Origin of the sequence: Streptomyces lacrimifluminis (assembly GCF_014646095.1) — a bacterium.
Taxonomy (GTDB): domain Bacteria; phylum Actinomycetota; class Actinomycetes; order Streptomycetales; family Streptomycetaceae; genus Streptomyces; species Streptomyces lacrimifluminis.
Map to the genome: position 1 here is coordinate 154,787 of NZ_BMMU01000006.1, position 15,356 is coordinate 170,142.

12 protein-coding genes are annotated in these 15,356 nt (G+C 71.3%); 6 read left to right on the plus strand and 6 right to left on the minus strand.

What is annotated here, in order from left to right; all coding sequences use genetic code 11:
* Positions 1-17 precede the first annotated feature (17 nt).
* Together IEY89_RS12130 and IEY89_RS12135 are read right to left on the minus strand one after the other, a co-directional pair.
* Positions 18-1,064 (minus strand): DUF2637 domain-containing protein, encoded by a 1,047-nt coding sequence (locus IEY89_RS12130; RefSeq protein WP_189147360.1) that lies wholly within the window; start codon positions 1,062-1,064, stop codon positions 18-20.
* A gap of 331 nt (positions 1,065-1,395) precedes the next feature.
* Positions 1,396-2,238 (minus strand): (2Fe-2S)-binding protein, encoded by an 843-nt coding sequence (locus IEY89_RS12135; protein WP_189147361.1) that lies wholly within the window; start codon positions 2,236-2,238, stop codon positions 1,396-1,398.
* Positions 2,239-2,475: 237 nt separating this feature from the next.
* Here IEY89_RS12135 and IEY89_RS12140 point away from each other — a divergent pair, with 237 nt between their 5' ends.
* Positions 2,476-3,363, plus strand: coding sequence for a GntR family transcriptional regulator (locus IEY89_RS12140; RefSeq protein ID WP_189147362.1), 888 nt, complete (start codon positions 2,476-2,478; stop codon positions 3,361-3,363).
* A 120-nt stretch (positions 3,364-3,483) separates the two neighbouring features.
* Here the strand turns inward: IEY89_RS12140 and IEY89_RS12145 are convergent, their stop codons facing one another.
* Positions 3,484-4,257: a hypothetical protein gene (locus tag IEY89_RS12145; protein WP_189147363.1), complete on the minus strand. Its 774-nt coding sequence runs from the start codon at positions 4,255-4,257 to the stop codon at positions 3,484-3,486.
* A 285-nt stretch (positions 4,258-4,542) separates the two neighbouring features.
* Positions 4,543-6,222 (minus strand): PucR family transcriptional regulator, encoded by a 1,680-nt coding sequence (locus IEY89_RS12150; RefSeq protein ID WP_189147364.1) that lies wholly within the window; start codon positions 6,220-6,222, stop codon positions 4,543-4,545.
* 313 nt (positions 6,223-6,535) lie between these two features.
* On the opposite strand from IEY89_RS12150, the gene IEY89_RS12155 reads away from it, so the two are divergent.
* The 5 genes from IEY89_RS12155 to IEY89_RS12175 all read left to right on the plus strand — a co-directional run bounded on the left by IEY89_RS12155 (position 6,536) and on the right by IEY89_RS12175 (position 13,313).
* The gene (locus IEY89_RS12155; protein WP_189147365.1) at positions 6,536-7,426 is read left to right on the plus strand and encodes an FAD binding domain-containing protein; all 891 of its coding nucleotides are present in this window, start codon (positions 6,536-6,538) and stop codon (positions 7,424-7,426) included.
* Positions 7,426-8,013: a (2Fe-2S)-binding protein gene (locus IEY89_RS12160; protein WP_189147366.1), complete on the plus strand. Its 588-nt coding sequence runs from the start codon at positions 7,426-7,428 to the stop codon at positions 8,011-8,013. Before IEY89_RS12155 ends, IEY89_RS12160 begins: the two co-directional genes overlap by 1 nt.
* A gap of 1 nt (position 8,014) precedes the next feature.
* Positions 8,015-10,414, plus strand: a complete 2,400-nt coding sequence (locus tag IEY89_RS12165) for a xanthine dehydrogenase family protein molybdopterin-binding subunit (protein ID WP_189147367.1) — start codon at positions 8,015-8,017, stop codon at positions 10,412-10,414.
* 256 nt (positions 10,415-10,670) lie between these two features.
* Positions 10,671-12,113 (plus strand): NCS2 family permease, encoded by a 1,443-nt coding sequence (locus IEY89_RS12170; RefSeq protein ID WP_189147368.1) that lies wholly within the window; start codon positions 10,671-10,673, stop codon positions 12,111-12,113.
* 48 nt (positions 12,114-12,161) lie between these two features.
* Positions 12,162-13,313: an XdhC family protein gene (locus IEY89_RS12175; protein ID WP_189147369.1), complete on the plus strand. Its 1,152-nt coding sequence runs from the start codon at positions 12,162-12,164 to the stop codon at positions 13,311-13,313.
* Positions 13,314-13,485: 172 nt separating this feature from the next.
* On the opposite strand, the gene IEY89_RS12180 is transcribed toward IEY89_RS12175, so the two are convergent.
* Both IEY89_RS12180 and IEY89_RS12185 read right to left on the minus strand, forming a co-directional pair.
* On the minus strand, positions 13,486-14,130 hold the full coding sequence (locus tag IEY89_RS12180) for an ATP-binding protein (RefSeq protein ID WP_229695172.1): 645 nt from the start codon (positions 14,128-14,130) through the stop codon (positions 13,486-13,488).
* Between the two features lie 519 nt (positions 14,131-14,649).
* Entirely contained in the window at positions 14,650-15,090 is a 441-nt protein-coding gene (locus tag IEY89_RS12185) for an SRPBCC family protein (protein ID WP_189147370.1), read from the minus strand.
* Between the last annotated feature and the right edge of the window lie 266 nt (positions 15,091-15,356).

Genomic DNA, 15,356 nt, shown 5'->3' on the forward strand with positions numbered 1-15,356 from the left:
GTGCTCAGCAGCGTCGCTCAGCCGTACTGCTGCTCGAGGTCCCGGAGCTTGCGCTCCAGGGAGTCCAGGCGGGGCAGGGCCATCGTGTCGTCCTCCGCCGTGAGGTCGACAGTGATCGAGTCACTGCTGCCACGGACAGGCTGGAGGGAGGGACGGGCGCGCAGGGGCAGCTGCTCCGCGGAGGAGGATATCGCAGGGTCCGAGGTGACCTGGGCGGGCGCCCGCTCCACCTCGACCTGCTGACCGCCACCGCCGCCACCGCCGCCGAACGGGCCGCGGTGGCCCCGGCTGATCGCCTTGAGGTGCGCGCGCTCGGCCCGCTCCTGCTCACGCCGGCGCAGGCGCGCCTGCTCCTTCTGGCGGCGGTCCTCACGGACCTCGTCGACCGCTTCGTCCAGGCTGCGCACACCTTCCAGGAGCATCAGCGACCAGGCCTTGTACGTCTCACGGGGCGCCCGCGCCCAGCGGACCATACGGATCTGCGGCAGCGGACGCGGCACCAGACCCTGCTCGCGCAGGGCGGCCCGGCGGGTCTGCTTCAGCGCGCGGTCGAAGAGCACCGCGGCGGACAGGGACATGCCGGCGAAGAACTGCGGGGCGCCCGCGTTGTCGAGACCGCGGGGGGCGTGCACCCAGTTGAACCAGGCGGCCGCGGCCGCGAACGTCCACACGAGCATCCGGGAACCGAGGGCCGCGTCACCGTGGCTGGCCTCGCGTACCGCGAGCACGGAGCAGAACATCGCCGCTCCGTCCAGACCGAACGGGACGAGGTACTGCCAGCCGTCGGTGAGGTTCAGGTTCTGCTCGCCGAAGCCGACGAGTCCGTGGAAGGAGAGCGCCGCGGCGACCGCCGCACAGCAGAAGAGGAGTACGTAGGACGCCGTGGCGAAAATGGCTTCCTTGCGCCTGCGGCGCTCTTCGGTGCGCTCCCACGAGTCGTCCTGGCTCGCTTTCGCCCCCGAGGAGCGCTTGCCGCGCGCCAGCACCGCCACCGCCGCCAGCACGCCCAGGAGCAGTACGGCGCCCGGAAGCAGCCAGTTAAGCGATATGTCGGTCAGTCTCATCTGGGGTCCCTTGCATTGGGATAGGGCGTAACGCCCGCCATAGTGGCCCAATCCCCTCAGCCCTCAGGGGGTTTCGGGGCAAGAGGCCGCCTAAGGAGGTGCAAGGGGATGCTCAGGGCGACATTCTGCTCGAACTGCCGCTTGAGGGGCGGGAGTTGAGTTCGAATAAGACTACCCGTACGGGTGGTTCCACGGAAAGTTCCTGCGACAAGTGAGGAACTTGTGAAGTGCCCGTAACGATGGGGAGCCCCAGTCGAACGTGATCTACGGCGGCGATCCTACGGCACGCCGTGCCCGCTCTCCGGGGAGGGGGTCGATTGCTGAGGGTGCCTCAACTCGCGGCGGCGTCCGTCAGCTTGGCCACGCGGGTGTTCTCGCAGAGGCGCGGGCAGTTGTCGCACATCTCGTCCGGGCGGATCGTGTAGAAGAAGCAGCAGCTGGCCCGGTCGCGGGTGGGCAGAGGCGCGCCGTCCGGCCCGGTCGCGTCCCGGAAGCCGGCCGAGCCGACGAACGGCCGCGTCGAGCCCGGCAGCAGCAGCTCCAGCTCGCGTCGCGCGCGGTCGGCTTCGCCGACGACCTGGCCTATGTGGTGCAGGCCCTCCACGACGTCGTCGGTGACCACGCCCCACAGGGCCCGGCCGCGCCGCCGCATCCGCGGCCCGAAACCGCCGAGCACGGGCTCCAGGTGTTCGGTGAGCGCCGCCCGTACCTCGCCCCGCAGCGCCTCCTCGTCAGCGACTACCCGGGCTCCGGGCAGGTTCGCCGCCGGGTCGTCGGGCAGGCACGCGAAGGTGCCGGTGCGCACGCCGAAGCGCCCGTCGGTGCGGTGGTAGGAGACGTCCTCGACGGGCAGTCGCGGCACCCGGCGGTGCAGGAACCACGGCACGGTGATCAGCAGGCAGGCGGTCCACGCGTACCGGTGCAGTCCGAAACTCGCGACGACGTCCGGGCGGCCCCGCTCCCCGTAGTCCCGCAGCACCTGCTCGTCGTCCCAGGCGAGGAAGGAGTCGAGGTCGATGTCGCCGGCCGCGAGCCCGGCGGCCCGGACCCATCCGGCGCCGCGCGGATGCGCCTGGCCGGGGCCCAGCTCAATGACTGCGGCGTGCGGGTAGGCCTCGGCGAGCCGGTCGTACGCGTCCGCGACGGCGGACCGGGTCTGTACGGGAGCGGACATGTCGGGACCACCGCATCTCGATAGATCGCGCGAAGATCAAAGGTAAGCCTTACCTTACCCGCCCTTCCTGTGATGTGATCGGGATTTAACACCGGATTCGGCCTGGATTCGAACCTCGACTCGAATCGGGATTTGAACTGACGGAATGTGCGCCTATGGTGCTTGACGGGCGAGTAACAACCCGCCGCAATGACCCCATGTGCCGTCAAGGTGCCATCTAGCCCGGAGGAGGCCCCCGTGCAGCACGCCGGCCCACAGGGCGCGCACGGCTCGCCCGAGACGAGGGCCCCGGCTGCACACCCGCCGGCCGTACGCGTTCCGCCGCAGCTCAGGGCCGCGGACGTGGACCGCGGGTGGGGCCCAGGGGTGAGCGGGTCGACGGCTCGCGGAACCACGGGTGCCGGTGCGTCTGTCGACGGCGCCCGGGGTGAGCACACGCACAGCGAACAGCCGATCCCGGGACCTCGCACGGCACCGTCCGGCCCCGCGCGGGCGCGTCCCGTCGTCCAGCGGTCCTCCGTGCGCGGCCAGATCCTCGACGCACTGCGCGCCGCGCTCGTCGGGGGCGAGCTGGCGCCCGGCGAGGTGTACTCGGCCCCCGCGCTGGGCGACCGGTTCGGGGTGTCCGCGACGCCCGTCCGCGAGGCGATGCAGCAGCTCGCGCTGGAGGGCGCCGTCGAGGTCGTCCCCAACCGGGGCTTCCGCGTCGTGGAACGCGGCGCCCGGGAGCTGGCCGAGCTGGCCGAGATCCGCGCCCTGATCGAGCTCCCGGTGCTGCTCCGGCTGGCCGCCACGGTACCCGCCGAACGCTGGACGGAACTCCGCCCCCTCGCCGAGGCGACGGCCCAGGCGGCGTCCACCGGCTGCCGGGCCACCTACGCGGAGACCGACCGAGCCTTCCACCGCGCGGTCCTGTCCCTCGCCGGCAACAGCCAGCTGGTCCGGATCGCCGACGACCTCCACCGCCGCGCCCAGTGGCCCCTCGTGGACACGAAGGCCGACACGAGCCGATCGGCCCTCATGGCGGACGCGGCAGATCACGGAACCCTGCTGGACGCCTTGACGGCAGGGGACGTGTCAGCGGTCCAGTCGCTGGTACGGAACCATGTGACAGGCGCTCACTGACCCAACCTCAGGGGCGCGGGGCTGTATCTGATGTGCGGCTTTGCCGCGTGGGCGCGCTCAGCCACGGCGGACCCGCACTCGCCCCACGACCGAACCGCTCCACCCCGCCCGCGTGACGCACTACGCGGAAGCCGCCGGCGGAGCCAACTGCCGCGCCAGCCAGGTAGGAACGCCCCCGAGCAACCGGAACAACCGCCCCGCCTCGGCCCGCAGCCGCGAAGCCTCCGGCTCGGACTCCGCATCGGCGAGCGAGGCCAGCGCGGGCGCCGTCCCCACGAGATACCCCAACTCCTCCCGGATCCGCAGCGATTCGCTGAACCCGTGCCGCGCCTCCGCCAACTCCCCGTCACGTAGGGCGAGTCCGGCCAGATGACGCCATGTGAACGACAGCAGCAGCGGATCGGCGTGCGCGGTGGCCCCCGCGTGCGCCCGCCGGTACGCGGCCCGCGCCGCCTGCGGGGAACGCGCCAGGTTCTCGGCCAGCAGCCCCCGCCGGAAGTCCAGCACGGCGCGCCCCGGCGCCCCCGGCGGGATCAGCGCCGCCGCCCGCCCCAGCGCGGCCCGCGCCTCGTCGGCGCGGTCCCGTACGCCGAGCAGGGTCGCCGCGTACGCCAGCTGCCCGCGCTCACATGCCGCCGCGCCCCGCTCGTCGTCGCTCCGGGCCACCGCCTCCGCCGTACGCAGCGCGTCCTCGGCCTCTCCCCAGCCCTGCTCGGTGTAGAGGCACCGTTCCACGAGCAGCGCGGCCCGCTGGAGCGAGGCGTCGGGCGTTGCCGGGTCGAGCAGCGCCGCCGCGTCCGCCCAGCAGGCGCGTGAGCGCAGCCGCCATACCGCGGTCTGGAGTGGATCGTCACCAGAGTTCGTTCCGGAACCAGACATGGCGGTGTACGCCACGTTGCCCTCCCCAAGGTCCTGTCCTTCGGATCAGCTCGGGGTCGCGTGGCGCAAGGCACCGCGCCTCTGCACCTGCCTGATCCGAAGAACAGGCCCAGCACGCCATCGAGCTGTTGAGTGGTGGCGGAATCTCAGCACGAATCACGGTGCCGGGCCAAGAGGGTGGGTGAAAGAATTCACAAAGTCGGGGAAGAGGACGGGCCCGGGTTGCCGTGCGACCGGTCCCGCCCGGCGTGCGTCGGGGCCGCGCGCCCCGGACCTCCGGCGCCGCACGGCGTCCTGGGCTCAGCTCATCCGCAAAGCCAGGAAGAAGTCCAGCTTGTCCTCCAGCCGCGACAGATCACGGCCCGTCAACTGCTCGATCCGCCCCACCCGGTACCGCAGCGTGTTGACGTGCAGATGCAGCCGCGCGGCGCACCGCGTCCACGAGCCGTCGGACTCCAGGAACGCCTCCAGTGTCGGGATCAGTTCGGCCCGGTGGCGCCGGTCGTAGTCCCGCAGGGGGTCGAGGAGGCGGGCCGTGAAGGCGCGGCGGACGTCGTCCGGGACGAACGGGAGCAGCAGCACGTGGGAGGCCAGTTCCTGGTGGCCAGCCGCGCACACCCGGCCGGGGCGCGCCCCGGCCACCCGGCGGGCGTGCCGCGCCTCCTCCAGCGCCCCGCGCAGCCCCTCCGCCGAGTGCACGGCCGCGCTGACGCCGATCGTGAGCCGCCCGTCGTCGTCCAGACCCGCGGACAGCGGGTCCCGTACGCGGGTGAGCAGTTCCTCGGCCAGAATCCCCGCCTCCGAACCGTCGTGCTCCGACGACACCGCCGGCAGCGGTACGAGGGCGATCGCCTCGTCCCCCGTATGCGCCACGGCGATCCGGTCGGAGTGCTCCGGGCCCGTCAGGACCGGGGCGACGAGGATTTCCTCCAGCAACGCCTGGGCCACCGGGCCGCCCTCGATCACGCCGCCGGCCCAGTCCACGCGGGCCACGACGACCTGCCAGTGCGGGGCCGCGCCGAGGCCGGGCAGCAGGACCGGCGCGGCGACCCGCAGCCGGGCCGCGATCTCGGCGGGCGCGGCGCCCGTCTGCACCAGCTCCAGGACCTCCTGGGCGAGCCGTCGCCGCACCACGCGTTCCGCGTCGCGCCGGTCGCGCTCGACCGCGATCAGCTGCGTGACGCCCTGGAGCAGATCGAGCCGCTCCGCAGGCCAGTCCCCGGCGTCCGCCTCGACGGCGAGCAGCCAGTCGGACAGCAGGCTCTCGCGCACGTCCCGTGAGCCGCCCGGCGCGGCGGTGCCGCTGCTGCCGCGGACGGGGAAGAGGGAGTACGTCACGGCGCCCACCGCCACCCGGTGGGGTCCGCGTCTGCCGGTGCGGGCCGCCGTCAGATGCTCGGCCGCCAGTGCCGCGCACACGTCGGGGGCCGGGGCGGGTCCGGAGACCTTGGAGCCCGCGATGATCCGTCCGGCGGGGGAGAGGACCCAGGCGCGCAGGTCGAGGTCCGAGCCGAGCAGGTCCAGAACCACGTCGGGGCCGCCACCCGCCGGACCCGAGGTCATCATCCGGCGGTGCCGCTCCACGACGGCCGCCAGGTCCCCGGCACGCTCACCGGACACCTGCCGGACGACATGCTCGGTGATCGACGCGAACGCCACCGACTCGTGCACCGCGAACAGCGGCAGCCGGTGCCGGGCACAGGCCGCGACCAGGTCGTCCGGGATGTTCCCCAGTTCTGCCTCACCGGCACCCAGGGCCGCGACCCCGGCCCCCGCCAGGAGCCGTACGAACGCCTCGGAGTCCGCCGGGTCCCGGCGCCAGGCCAGGCCCGTGAGCACCAGCTCGCCGCCCGAGAGGTAACGGCTGGGGTCCCTGAGGTCGGTGGTCATCACCCCGCGTACGGTGCGGTCCAGCTCGTCCTCGCCGCCGAGCAGCGTGAGGCCCAGCGCGTCGGTGTCCAGCAGTGCGCGCAGCCGCATTCTCGTCGCCGCCGTTCTGTTTGCGAGCCGCGCTTTTCCGCCTGCGCGGCGCTCACTGTTTCCAGGGAAAATCAGAGAGGTTACTGATGGCCTCTGTTCATACGAATCTACAAGACGATCGCCCTGGCCAGCCAACTCCTTCATGGTTTCCGTGACTGACCCGGGCGGAGCACAGCCCTGTGTACTGGCTCCACCGCACGTGAACAGCACATGAACGAGCCAATCGCACGACCCGCGGGGACGATCCACGGGTACTGCCTACTGGTACAGCCCACGGGTACGACTCACGCGACGAAGAGGAAAAGAGCCGGTCATGGACTTCCTTCGCCCCGCCAGCTGGGAGGAGGCGCTCGCCGCGAAGGCCGAGCACCCCACCGCTGTGCCGATCGCGGGCGGCACCGACGTGATGGTCGAGATCAACTTCGACCACCGCCGGCCCGAGTACCTCCTCGACCTGACCCGTGTCGGAGATCTCTACGAATGGGAGACCGGCGAGCAGAGTGTGCGGCTCGGCGCCTCCGTCCCCTACACCCGGATCATGGAGAACCTGCGCGCCGAGCTGCCGGGCCTGGCCCTCGCCTCCCACACGGTCGCCTCCCCGCAGATCCGCAACCGGGGCGGCGTCGGCGGCAACCTCGGCACCGCCTCCCCGGCAGGCGACGCCCACCCGGCGCTCCTCGCCGCGGGCGCGCAGGTCGAGGCCGAGTCCGTACGCGGCACCCGGCTGATCCCGATCGACGACTTCTACACGGGCGTCAAGCGCAACGCGCTCGCCCCCGACGAGCTGATCCGCGCCGTCCACATCGACAGGGCGGACGGCCCCCAGCAGTACTCCAAGGTCGGCACCCGCAACGCCATGGTCATCGCGGTCTGCGCCTTCGGGCTCGCACTGCACCCGTCGACCCGGACCGTCCGCACGGGGATCGGCTCGGCGGCGCCCACACCCGTGCGGGCCAAGGCCGCCGAGGAGTTCCTGAACGCCGCGCTCGCAGAGGGCGGCTTCTGGGACAACGGGAAGATCATCACGCCGTCCGTCGCCAAACAGTTCGCCGACCTGTGCGCGGGCGCCTGCAACCCGATCGACGACGTCCGGGGCACCGCGAGCTATCGCCGCCACGCGGTCGGCGTGATGGCCCGGCGCACGCTGACGTGGACCTGGGAGTCGTACCGCGGCACCGCCGCTCGCACGGAGGGAGTCGCGTAATGCGCGTCAATTTCACGGTCAACGGCCGTCCGCAGGAAGCGGACGACGTGTGGGAGGGCGAGTCCCTGCTGTACGTCCTGCGGGAGCGGCTCGGCCTGCCGGGTTCCAAGAACGCCTGCGAGCAGGGCGAGTGCGGGTCGTGCACCGTCCGCCTCGACGGCGTACCGGTGTGCTCGTGTCTCGTCGCGGCGGGACAGGTGGAAGGGCGCGAGGTCGTCACGGTCGAAGGGCTCGCCGACCACGCCAGACAGCGTACGGAGCACGGCAGTTGCGGAACGGGCTCCTGCGGTACGTCACTTGACGCGGCCAAGCAGTGGCAGCCCAAGGGCGACACGGACTCCCAGACCGGTGAGGGCACCGAACTGGCCCCCATCCAGCAGGCGTTCATCGACGCCGGCGCCGTTCAGTGCGGCTTCTGCACGCCAGGACTGCTGGTCGCCGCCGACGAGATGCTGGAGCAGAACCCCAACCCGACCGACGCGGACATCCGCGAAGCCCTTTCGGGCAACCTGTGCCGTTGCACGGGCTACGAGAAGATCATGGACGCGGTCCGGCTCGCGGCGGCCCGACAGGGAGAGGCGGTCTGACATGCCCGGCAGGAACGCTCCCCTCGGGACCCCCACCAAGGTCACCCAGGGCTCGAAGACCAAGGGCGGCATCGGCGAGTCCACGCTCCGCCCCGACGGCACCCTCAAGGTCACCGGCGAGTTCGCCTACTCGTCCGACATGTGGCACGAGGACATGCTCTGGGGCCAGATCCTGCGCTCCACGACCGCCCACGCCGAGATCGTCTCCATCGACACGGCCGAGGCCCTCGCGCTGCCCGGCGTGTACGCGGTCATGACGTACGACGACCTGCCGACCGACGTGCGGAACTACGGCCTGGAGATCCAGGACACCCCCGTCCTCGCCCACGGCAGGGTCCGTCACCACGGTGAACCGGTCGCCATCGTCGCCGCCGACCACCCGGAGACCGCGCGCCGCGCGGCAGCGAAGATCAAGGTCGAGTACCGCGACCTGCCGGTCGTCACCGACGAGGCCTCCGCGACCGCGCCGGACGCGATCCTCCTCCACGAGAACCGCACCGACCACCACGTCGGCCATGTCGACCACCCGAACATCGTCCACCGCCAGCCGATCATCCGCGGCGACGTCGAAGCCGCCCGTGCACGCGCCGACTTCATCGTCACCGGCGAGTACACCTTCGGCATGCAGGACCAGGCCTTCCTGGGCCCGGAGTCGGGCCTCGCCGTCCCCGCCGAGGACGGCGGTGTGGACCTCTACATCGCCACCCAGTGGCTGCACTCCGACCTGCGCCAGATCGCGCCCGTGCTCGGCCTGCCCGAGGACAGGATCCGGATGACGCTGTCCGGGGTCGGCGGCGCGTTCGGTGGCCGCGAGGACCTGTCGATGCAGATCCACGCCTGCCTGCTCGCCCTGCGCACCGGCAAACCCGTGAAGATCGTCTACAACCGTTTCGAGTCCTTCTTCGGCCACGTCCACCGGCACCCCGCCAAGCTCACCTACGAGCACGGGGCCACCAAGGACGGCAAGCTGACCCACCTGAAGGCGCGGATCGTGCTCGACGGCGGCGCGTACGCCTCCGCCTCCCCGGCGGTCGTCGGCAACGCGGCCTCGCTCGGCGCCGGACCGTACGTCATCGACGACGTCGACATCGACTGCATCGCCCTCTACACCAACAACCCGCCCTGCGGCGCGATGCGCGGCTTCGGCGCGGTCCAGGCCTGCTTCGCCTACGAGGCCCAGATGGACAAGCTCGCCGACGCCGTGGGCATGGACCGGGTCGAGTTCCGCCGCCTCAACGCCATGGAACAGGGCTCGCTGCTGCCCACCGGCCAGGCCGTCGACTCCCCGGCCCCGGTCGCCGAACTCCTGCGCCGGGTCAAGGCGATGCCCCTCCCGCCGGAGCAGCAGTGGCTGACGGCGGGCGAGGCGGCGGACGTACGCCAGCTGCCGGGCGGCCTCTCCAACACCACCCACGGCGAGGGCGTGGTCCGGGGCGTCGGCTACGCGGTCGGCATCAAGAACGTCGGCTTCTCCGAGGGCTTCGACGACTACTCGACCGCCCGGGTACGGATGGAGGTTGTCGGCGGTGAGCCGGTGGCCACGGTCCACACGGCGATGGCGGAGGTCGGCCAGGGCGGGGTCACCGTCCACGCCCAGATCGCCCGCACCGAGCTGGGCGTCGCCCAGGTGACGATCCACCCGGCCGACACCCAGGTCGGCTCGGCCGGTTCGACCTCGGCCTCCCGGCAGACGTACGTCACCGGTGGCGCCGTCAAGAACTCGTGCGAGCTGGTCCGCGAGAAGGTCCTGGAGGCCGGGCGCCGCAAGTTCGGTTCCTACCACCCCGCTTGGGCCACGGCCGAGCTGCTGCTGGAGGGCGGCAAGGTCGTCACGGACGCCGGTGAGGTCCTCGCCGACCTGGTCGATGTCCTGGGCGAGGAGTCCGTCGAGGTCGAGGCGGAGTGGCGGCACCGGCCGACCGAACCCTTCGACCTGCGCACCGGCCAGGGCTTCGGACACGTCCAGTACTCGTTCGCCGCGCACCGGGCCGTCGTCGAGGTCGACACCGAACTGGGCCTGGTGAAGGTCATCGAACTGGCCTGCGCACAGGACGTCGGCAAGGCGCTCAACCCGCTGTCGGTCGTCGGCCAGATCCAGGGCGGCACCACGCAGGGCCTGGGCATCGCCGTGATGGAGGAGATCGTCGTCGACCCCAAGACGGCCAAGGTGAGGAACCCGTCCTTCACGGACTACCTGATCCCCACCATCCTCGACACCCCGACCATCCCGGTCGACGTCCTCGAACTCGCCGACGAGCACGCCCCGTACGGCCTCCGGGGCGTCGGCGAGGCGCCCACCCTGTCGTCGACTCCGGCCGTCCTGGCGGCGATCCGGAATGCGACGGGCCTGGAGCTCACGAAGACTCCGGTACGCCCGGAGCACCTGACGGGCACGGCGTAGTCGGTTCCGTGCGTTGTCGGGTGCGGGCCCGGTGGGGCTCCTCGCGCAGTTCCCCGAGCCCCTGAAAAGCAGGGGCTCTGCGCCCATGCTTTGCGGCCCGCAGGGGCCGTGTCCTTCAGGGGCGCGGGGAACTGCGCGACCAGCCCCCACCGGGCCCGCAGCCGACAACGGCACACCACAAGCACCCATTCGCCTCGGGCCGTCCCCCGGGTCGTGCACCTTCCCAATCCCCTATGAACCTTGGGAGTCGGCACACATGACCCAACAGTCACTGGAGTCGAAGAACGTCACACAGGACCCGGCGGCCCCCGGCCGGTCCGCACTCGACCGCTACTTCCACATCACCCACCGAGGCTCCACCCTCGCCCGAGAGCTCCGCGGCGGCATCACCACCTTCATGGCGATGGCGTACATCCTGCTCCTCAACCCGCTGATCCTCTCCGGCAAGGACGCGGCCGGAAACACGCTCGGCCAGCACGCCCTGATCACCGCCACCGCCCTCGCCGCGGCCGTCACCACGCTCCTCATGGGCTTCCTCGGCAAGGTCCCCCTCGCCCTCGCCGCCGGCCTGTCGGTGTCCGGCGTCCTGGCCTCCCAGGTGGCGCCCGTCATGACCTGGCCGCAGGCGATGGGCATGTGCGTGCTGTACGGCGTGGTCATCATGCTGCTGGTCGTCACCGGCCTACGCGAGATGATCATGAACGCGATCCCGCTGGCGCTGAAGCACGCGATCACCATGGGAATCGGCCTGTTCGTCGCCCTGATCGGCCTGGTGAAGGCCGGCTTCGTCCACCAGGGCGGGGCAACTCCCCTCTCTCTCGGCCCGAACGGCGAACTCGCGGGCTGGCCCGTGCTGTTGTTCGCCGCGACCCTCCTCCTCATCGTCATGCTCCAGGCGCGCGGCACCCCCGGCGCGATCCTTGTCGGCATCGTCAGCGGTACCGTCCTTGCCGTCGTGCTCAATACGACGGGCGTGATCGACCCGAAGCAATGGGCGAGCGGCGCACCGGAGTTGCACGGCAGCGCGGTGTCGATGCCGGACTTCTCGCTCTTCGGGGACGTCGAGTTCGGCGGCTGGGGAGAGGTCGGCGCGATGACGGTCGGCATGATCGTGTTCACTCTCGTCCTCGCCGGCTTCTTCGACGCGATGGCGACGATCATCGGCGTCGGCACGGAGGCCGGACTCGCCGACAGCAAGGGCCGGATGCCGGGCCTGTCGAAGGCACTGCTCATCGACGGCGCCGGCGGGGCGATCGGCGGCGTGGCCGGCGCGTCGGGCCAGACGGTGTTCGTCGAGTCGGCGACGGGCGTGGGGGAGGGCGCCCGTACGGGCCTGTCCTCCGTCGTCACCGGCCTGTTCTTCGCGGCCTGTCTGTTCTTCACCCCGCTGACGGCGATCGTGCCCGGGGAGGTCGCGGCGGCTGCCCTGGTGGTGATCGGCGCGATGATGACGTCGAACGCCCGGCACGTCGACTGGGCCGACCGCGCCACCGCCGTCCCGGTCTTCCTGACCGTCGTGATCATGCCGTTCACGTACTCGATCACGGCGGGCGTTGCGGCCGGCGTGATCTCGTACGTGGCCATCAAGGTCGCGCAGGGCGGGGCGCGGGAGATCGGTGCCTTCATGTGGGCCCTGACAGGCGTCTTCTTCGTCTATTTCGCCCTCCATCCCCTTGAGGGCTGGCTGGGCGTGCACTAGCCGATCCCCGTAAGTCCTTTCCGTACAGCCGTTGTTGAGGAGATCGAGATGCTGGACATCGCCGCAGAACTGCACCGGTGGGTCGAGCAGGGACGCGACTTCGCCGTGGCCACCGTCGTGGCCGTGAGCGGCAGTGGCCCCCGTCGGCCCGGAGCCGCCCTCGCGGTGGACACCGACGGCACGGCGATCGGCTCGGTCTCCGGCGGCTGCGTGGAGAGCGCGGTGTACGAGCTGTGCCAACAGGCCCTGGCGGACGGCGAGTCGGTCCTCGAACGCTTCGGCTACAGCGACGACGACGCCTTCGCCGTGGGCCTGACCTGCGGCGGTGTCATCGACATCCTGGTGACGGCGGTACGGGTGTCCGATCCCGCCCGCGAGGTGTTCGCCTCGGCCCTGGCCGCCGCCGCGCGCGGGGAGACGGCGGCCGTCGCACGGATCGTCTCCGGCCCGGGAGAGCTGCTGGGGCGCGCCCTGCTAGTCGGCCCGGACGGCTCGTACGAGGGCGGCTTCGGCGCCCACCCCGAACTGGACCGCACGGTGGCCGCCGAGGCACGCGCCTGCCTCGACGCGGGCCGCACCGGCACCCTGGAGATCGGAGAGCAGGGCTCACGTTGCGGAGCACCGCTCACGGTCCTGGTCGAGTCGTCGGTGCCGCCGCCCCGCATGATCGTGTTCGGCGCGATCGACTTCGCGTCGGCGCTGGTCCGTATGGGCAAGTTCCTCGGCTACCACGTGACGGTGTGCGACGCCCGCCCGGTCTTCACGACGCCCGCCCGTTTCCCCGAGGCGGACGAGATCGTCGTCGAGTGGCCGCACCGGTACCTGGAACGGACGGCCGTGGACGCCCGTACCGTCCTGTGCGTCCTCACCCACGACGCCAAGTTCGACGTCCCCCTGCTCCGGCTCGCCCTGCGGCTGCCGGTGGCGTACGTCGGCGCGATGGGCTCCCGCCGGACCCACCTGGACCGGAACGAGCGGCTGCGCGAAGTCGGCGTGAGCGAGCTGGAGCTGGCGCGGCTGCGGTCCCCGATCGGACTGGACCTGGGCGCCCGTACGCCGGAGGAGACCGCGTTGTCCATCGCGTCGGAGATCGTCGCCAACAGGCGTGGCGGGAGCGGGGTTTCACTGACCGGGGCGCACACCCCGATCCATCACGACGGGATGTCCACGGCGGTGGGGCGGATCGGGTCGGTGGCCTGAGGCCAGCCGAACGTCGTGTGCAGATAGCCGAGTCGGACTCCGCGGGTGGACCAACAGATCGAGACCGGCTCCGACTCCTGCCGCCTTCAGGCCGCCACTGCAGAGCGCCGGATCGGGGAGTCGGGAGCCGACCCGGCAGCTCGCCCCAGCAGCTCGATCGGGACGCCCCGGGTCACTGCCCCGACCGGTTTTCGCCGTTGCGCTGCTCCTCGAAGCGGACAGCCAGGCCGGGCCAGTGCTCGGACCACCGCGCGAGATCACCCTCGGTCAACGACCACCGCGAACGCAGGGCGGAGTCCGGCAGGAAGCGGACGCAGGTCCCCGTGGTCCCGTCGGTCTCGACGGGCTCCAGGTCGGTCACCGGGACACCGCGCTCATAGCGCTGACTCCAGGATCCGTTGAGGCGGTGGTTGGTATGAATCAGCCACTCGCTGAGCGCTGCGACGACGGACATGCCGCGACGCGCATGTCCGTCCGGAAGCCGCTCCGCCTCCGGGAGGTCGAAGAACCGAAGGTCCTTCGTGGCCATGACCGGTTTCTTCACCATCCGGCCGTACTCGTCGGCCCGGGTGTCGGTGCCCCGTCCGTCGTCCTTCACCGACACCGAGCCGTCGGTATGCAGCGTGACCACACACCGTCCGCCGCCCCGGCTCGCTGCCTCGTCGGCGGCATAGGCGACCACCTCGAGAACCAGGTGTACCGGCCCGCCCGGAGCGAACTCCGCAGATCCCTGGCGGATCCGACGGAGATGGTCCGTGTCCACGAGGCCGGCCCAGTCGTGCGTCGTGTTGACCCAGGAGGCCCTTGATCCACCCATCCGAAAAGTATCGATCAAGGCTCTCCCTGAGGCTGCCGAAACCAACCGCTCACCTGGCGTCCTTCCGCCAGGCCGATTCCCTGGATGTAGGGAGGCGCCGCGCTCCTGGCAGGAGCACTTCTGGGGGCCCACCGTGAGCCCACACCCTCCACTCCGGCATCAACACCGCAGCCACACGCCGTACTCTCTCGCCCGAGCACCGCTGGTTCGGACCCCCATCAATCAGATGCTGGTGCTCGTCAGGAGAACCCGGGGCCGACACCCCGTAGATCACACAAGGACACGGGCAGAGCCATAGCCGCCAAGGCGCCGCGCATGCTGTCGAAAACCCCACGGCGGTGATCGTGGTGGACCCTGCTCGCACCAGCCGCTGGGACGCCCAGCACTGGCACAAACCCCTCACCAACACCATTTGCAGGACCACGTCTTAAGGCCACCACGTGGTAGACACTCGCCACGATGCTGCCGCCGTGGCGTTCGGAAGCACCGGGACGACGCCGGCATCCTCGATGTCGAGGGTCACCCCGTCCTCAGCAGCCGGTTCACCGCCCGCCCGAACACATACCGTGCGGCCCCAGCCAGCGGACGGTCGAACAGCGACGGCAGCAGGCGTACGCGCAACTCCTCGCGCCAGATCACCCGCGAGCGTCCTCCCGGGCCCGGGCGTACCTCGATCTCCGCCCAGCCCAGGACGACCCGGCCGCGTTTCTCCAGGCGGCACAGGCCCGGGGTGTCCTCAGTCGGGGGCCGCCAGACGGTGACCTCCATACGGTCGTCGAAGGCGAGAGGGCCGATCCCCGAGCGGGCGACGAACACCGTGCCCTCGTGGGTCGGCGGGTCGGTGAGTACCGTGACGCGGGTCAGGGGGACGACGGAGGCATGGCGGGGCCACTCCGTGAGCCGGCCCCAGGCCTGGTCGAGGGGGAGCGGCACCGTGCGTTCGAGGAGGAAGTTGACCACGGCACGATCGTAGGGAACCCGACGGGCGACGCGGCGCGTTCCGGAGTCCTGCGGCCCGTGTTCACAGCGGACTCACACGCTTGGCCCGGGCGGGCATTCACGAGGTGACGTACGCCGGACGCCCAGCGGGGGCAATGCGTGTCGCGTCGCGGTGGGCGCGGTGGGAGTGGTGGCGTCCCGGGTCGGAGGACGTGCCCGGAAGACCGCTTCCGCCACCGCACGGTGTACGGCACCATGGGCGCGATCTCGTGACCCGTGACCCGCAC

Coding starts and splice junctions, on each gene's coding strand:
- IEY89_RS12130 (WP_189147360.1), bottom strand. CDS start 1,064: ATGAGACTGACCGACATATCGCTTAACTGGCTGCTTCCGGGCGCCGTA.
- IEY89_RS12135 (WP_189147361.1), bottom strand. CDS start 2,238: ATGTCCGCTCCCGTACAGACCCGGTCCGCCGTCGCGGACGCGTACGAC.
- IEY89_RS12150 (WP_189147364.1), bottom strand. CDS start 6,222: ATGCGGCTGCGCGCACTGCTGGACACCGACGCGCTGGGCCTCACGCTG.
- IEY89_RS12155 (WP_189147365.1), top strand. CDS start 6,536: ATGGACTTCCTTCGCCCCGCCAGCTGGGAGGAGGCGCTCGCCGCGAAG.
- IEY89_RS12160 (WP_189147366.1), top strand. CDS start 7,426: ATGCGCGTCAATTTCACGGTCAACGGCCGTCCGCAGGAAGCGGACGAC.
- IEY89_RS12165 (WP_189147367.1), top strand. CDS start 8,015: ATGCCCGGCAGGAACGCTCCCCTCGGGACCCCCACCAAGGTCACCCAG.
- IEY89_RS12170 (WP_189147368.1), top strand. CDS start 10,671: ATGACCCAACAGTCACTGGAGTCGAAGAACGTCACACAGGACCCGGCG.
- IEY89_RS12175 (WP_189147369.1), top strand. CDS start 12,162: ATGCTGGACATCGCCGCAGAACTGCACCGGTGGGTCGAGCAGGGACGC.
- IEY89_RS12180 (WP_229695172.1), bottom strand. CDS start 14,130: ATGGGTGGATCAAGGGCCTCCTGGGTCAACACGACGCACGACTGGGCC.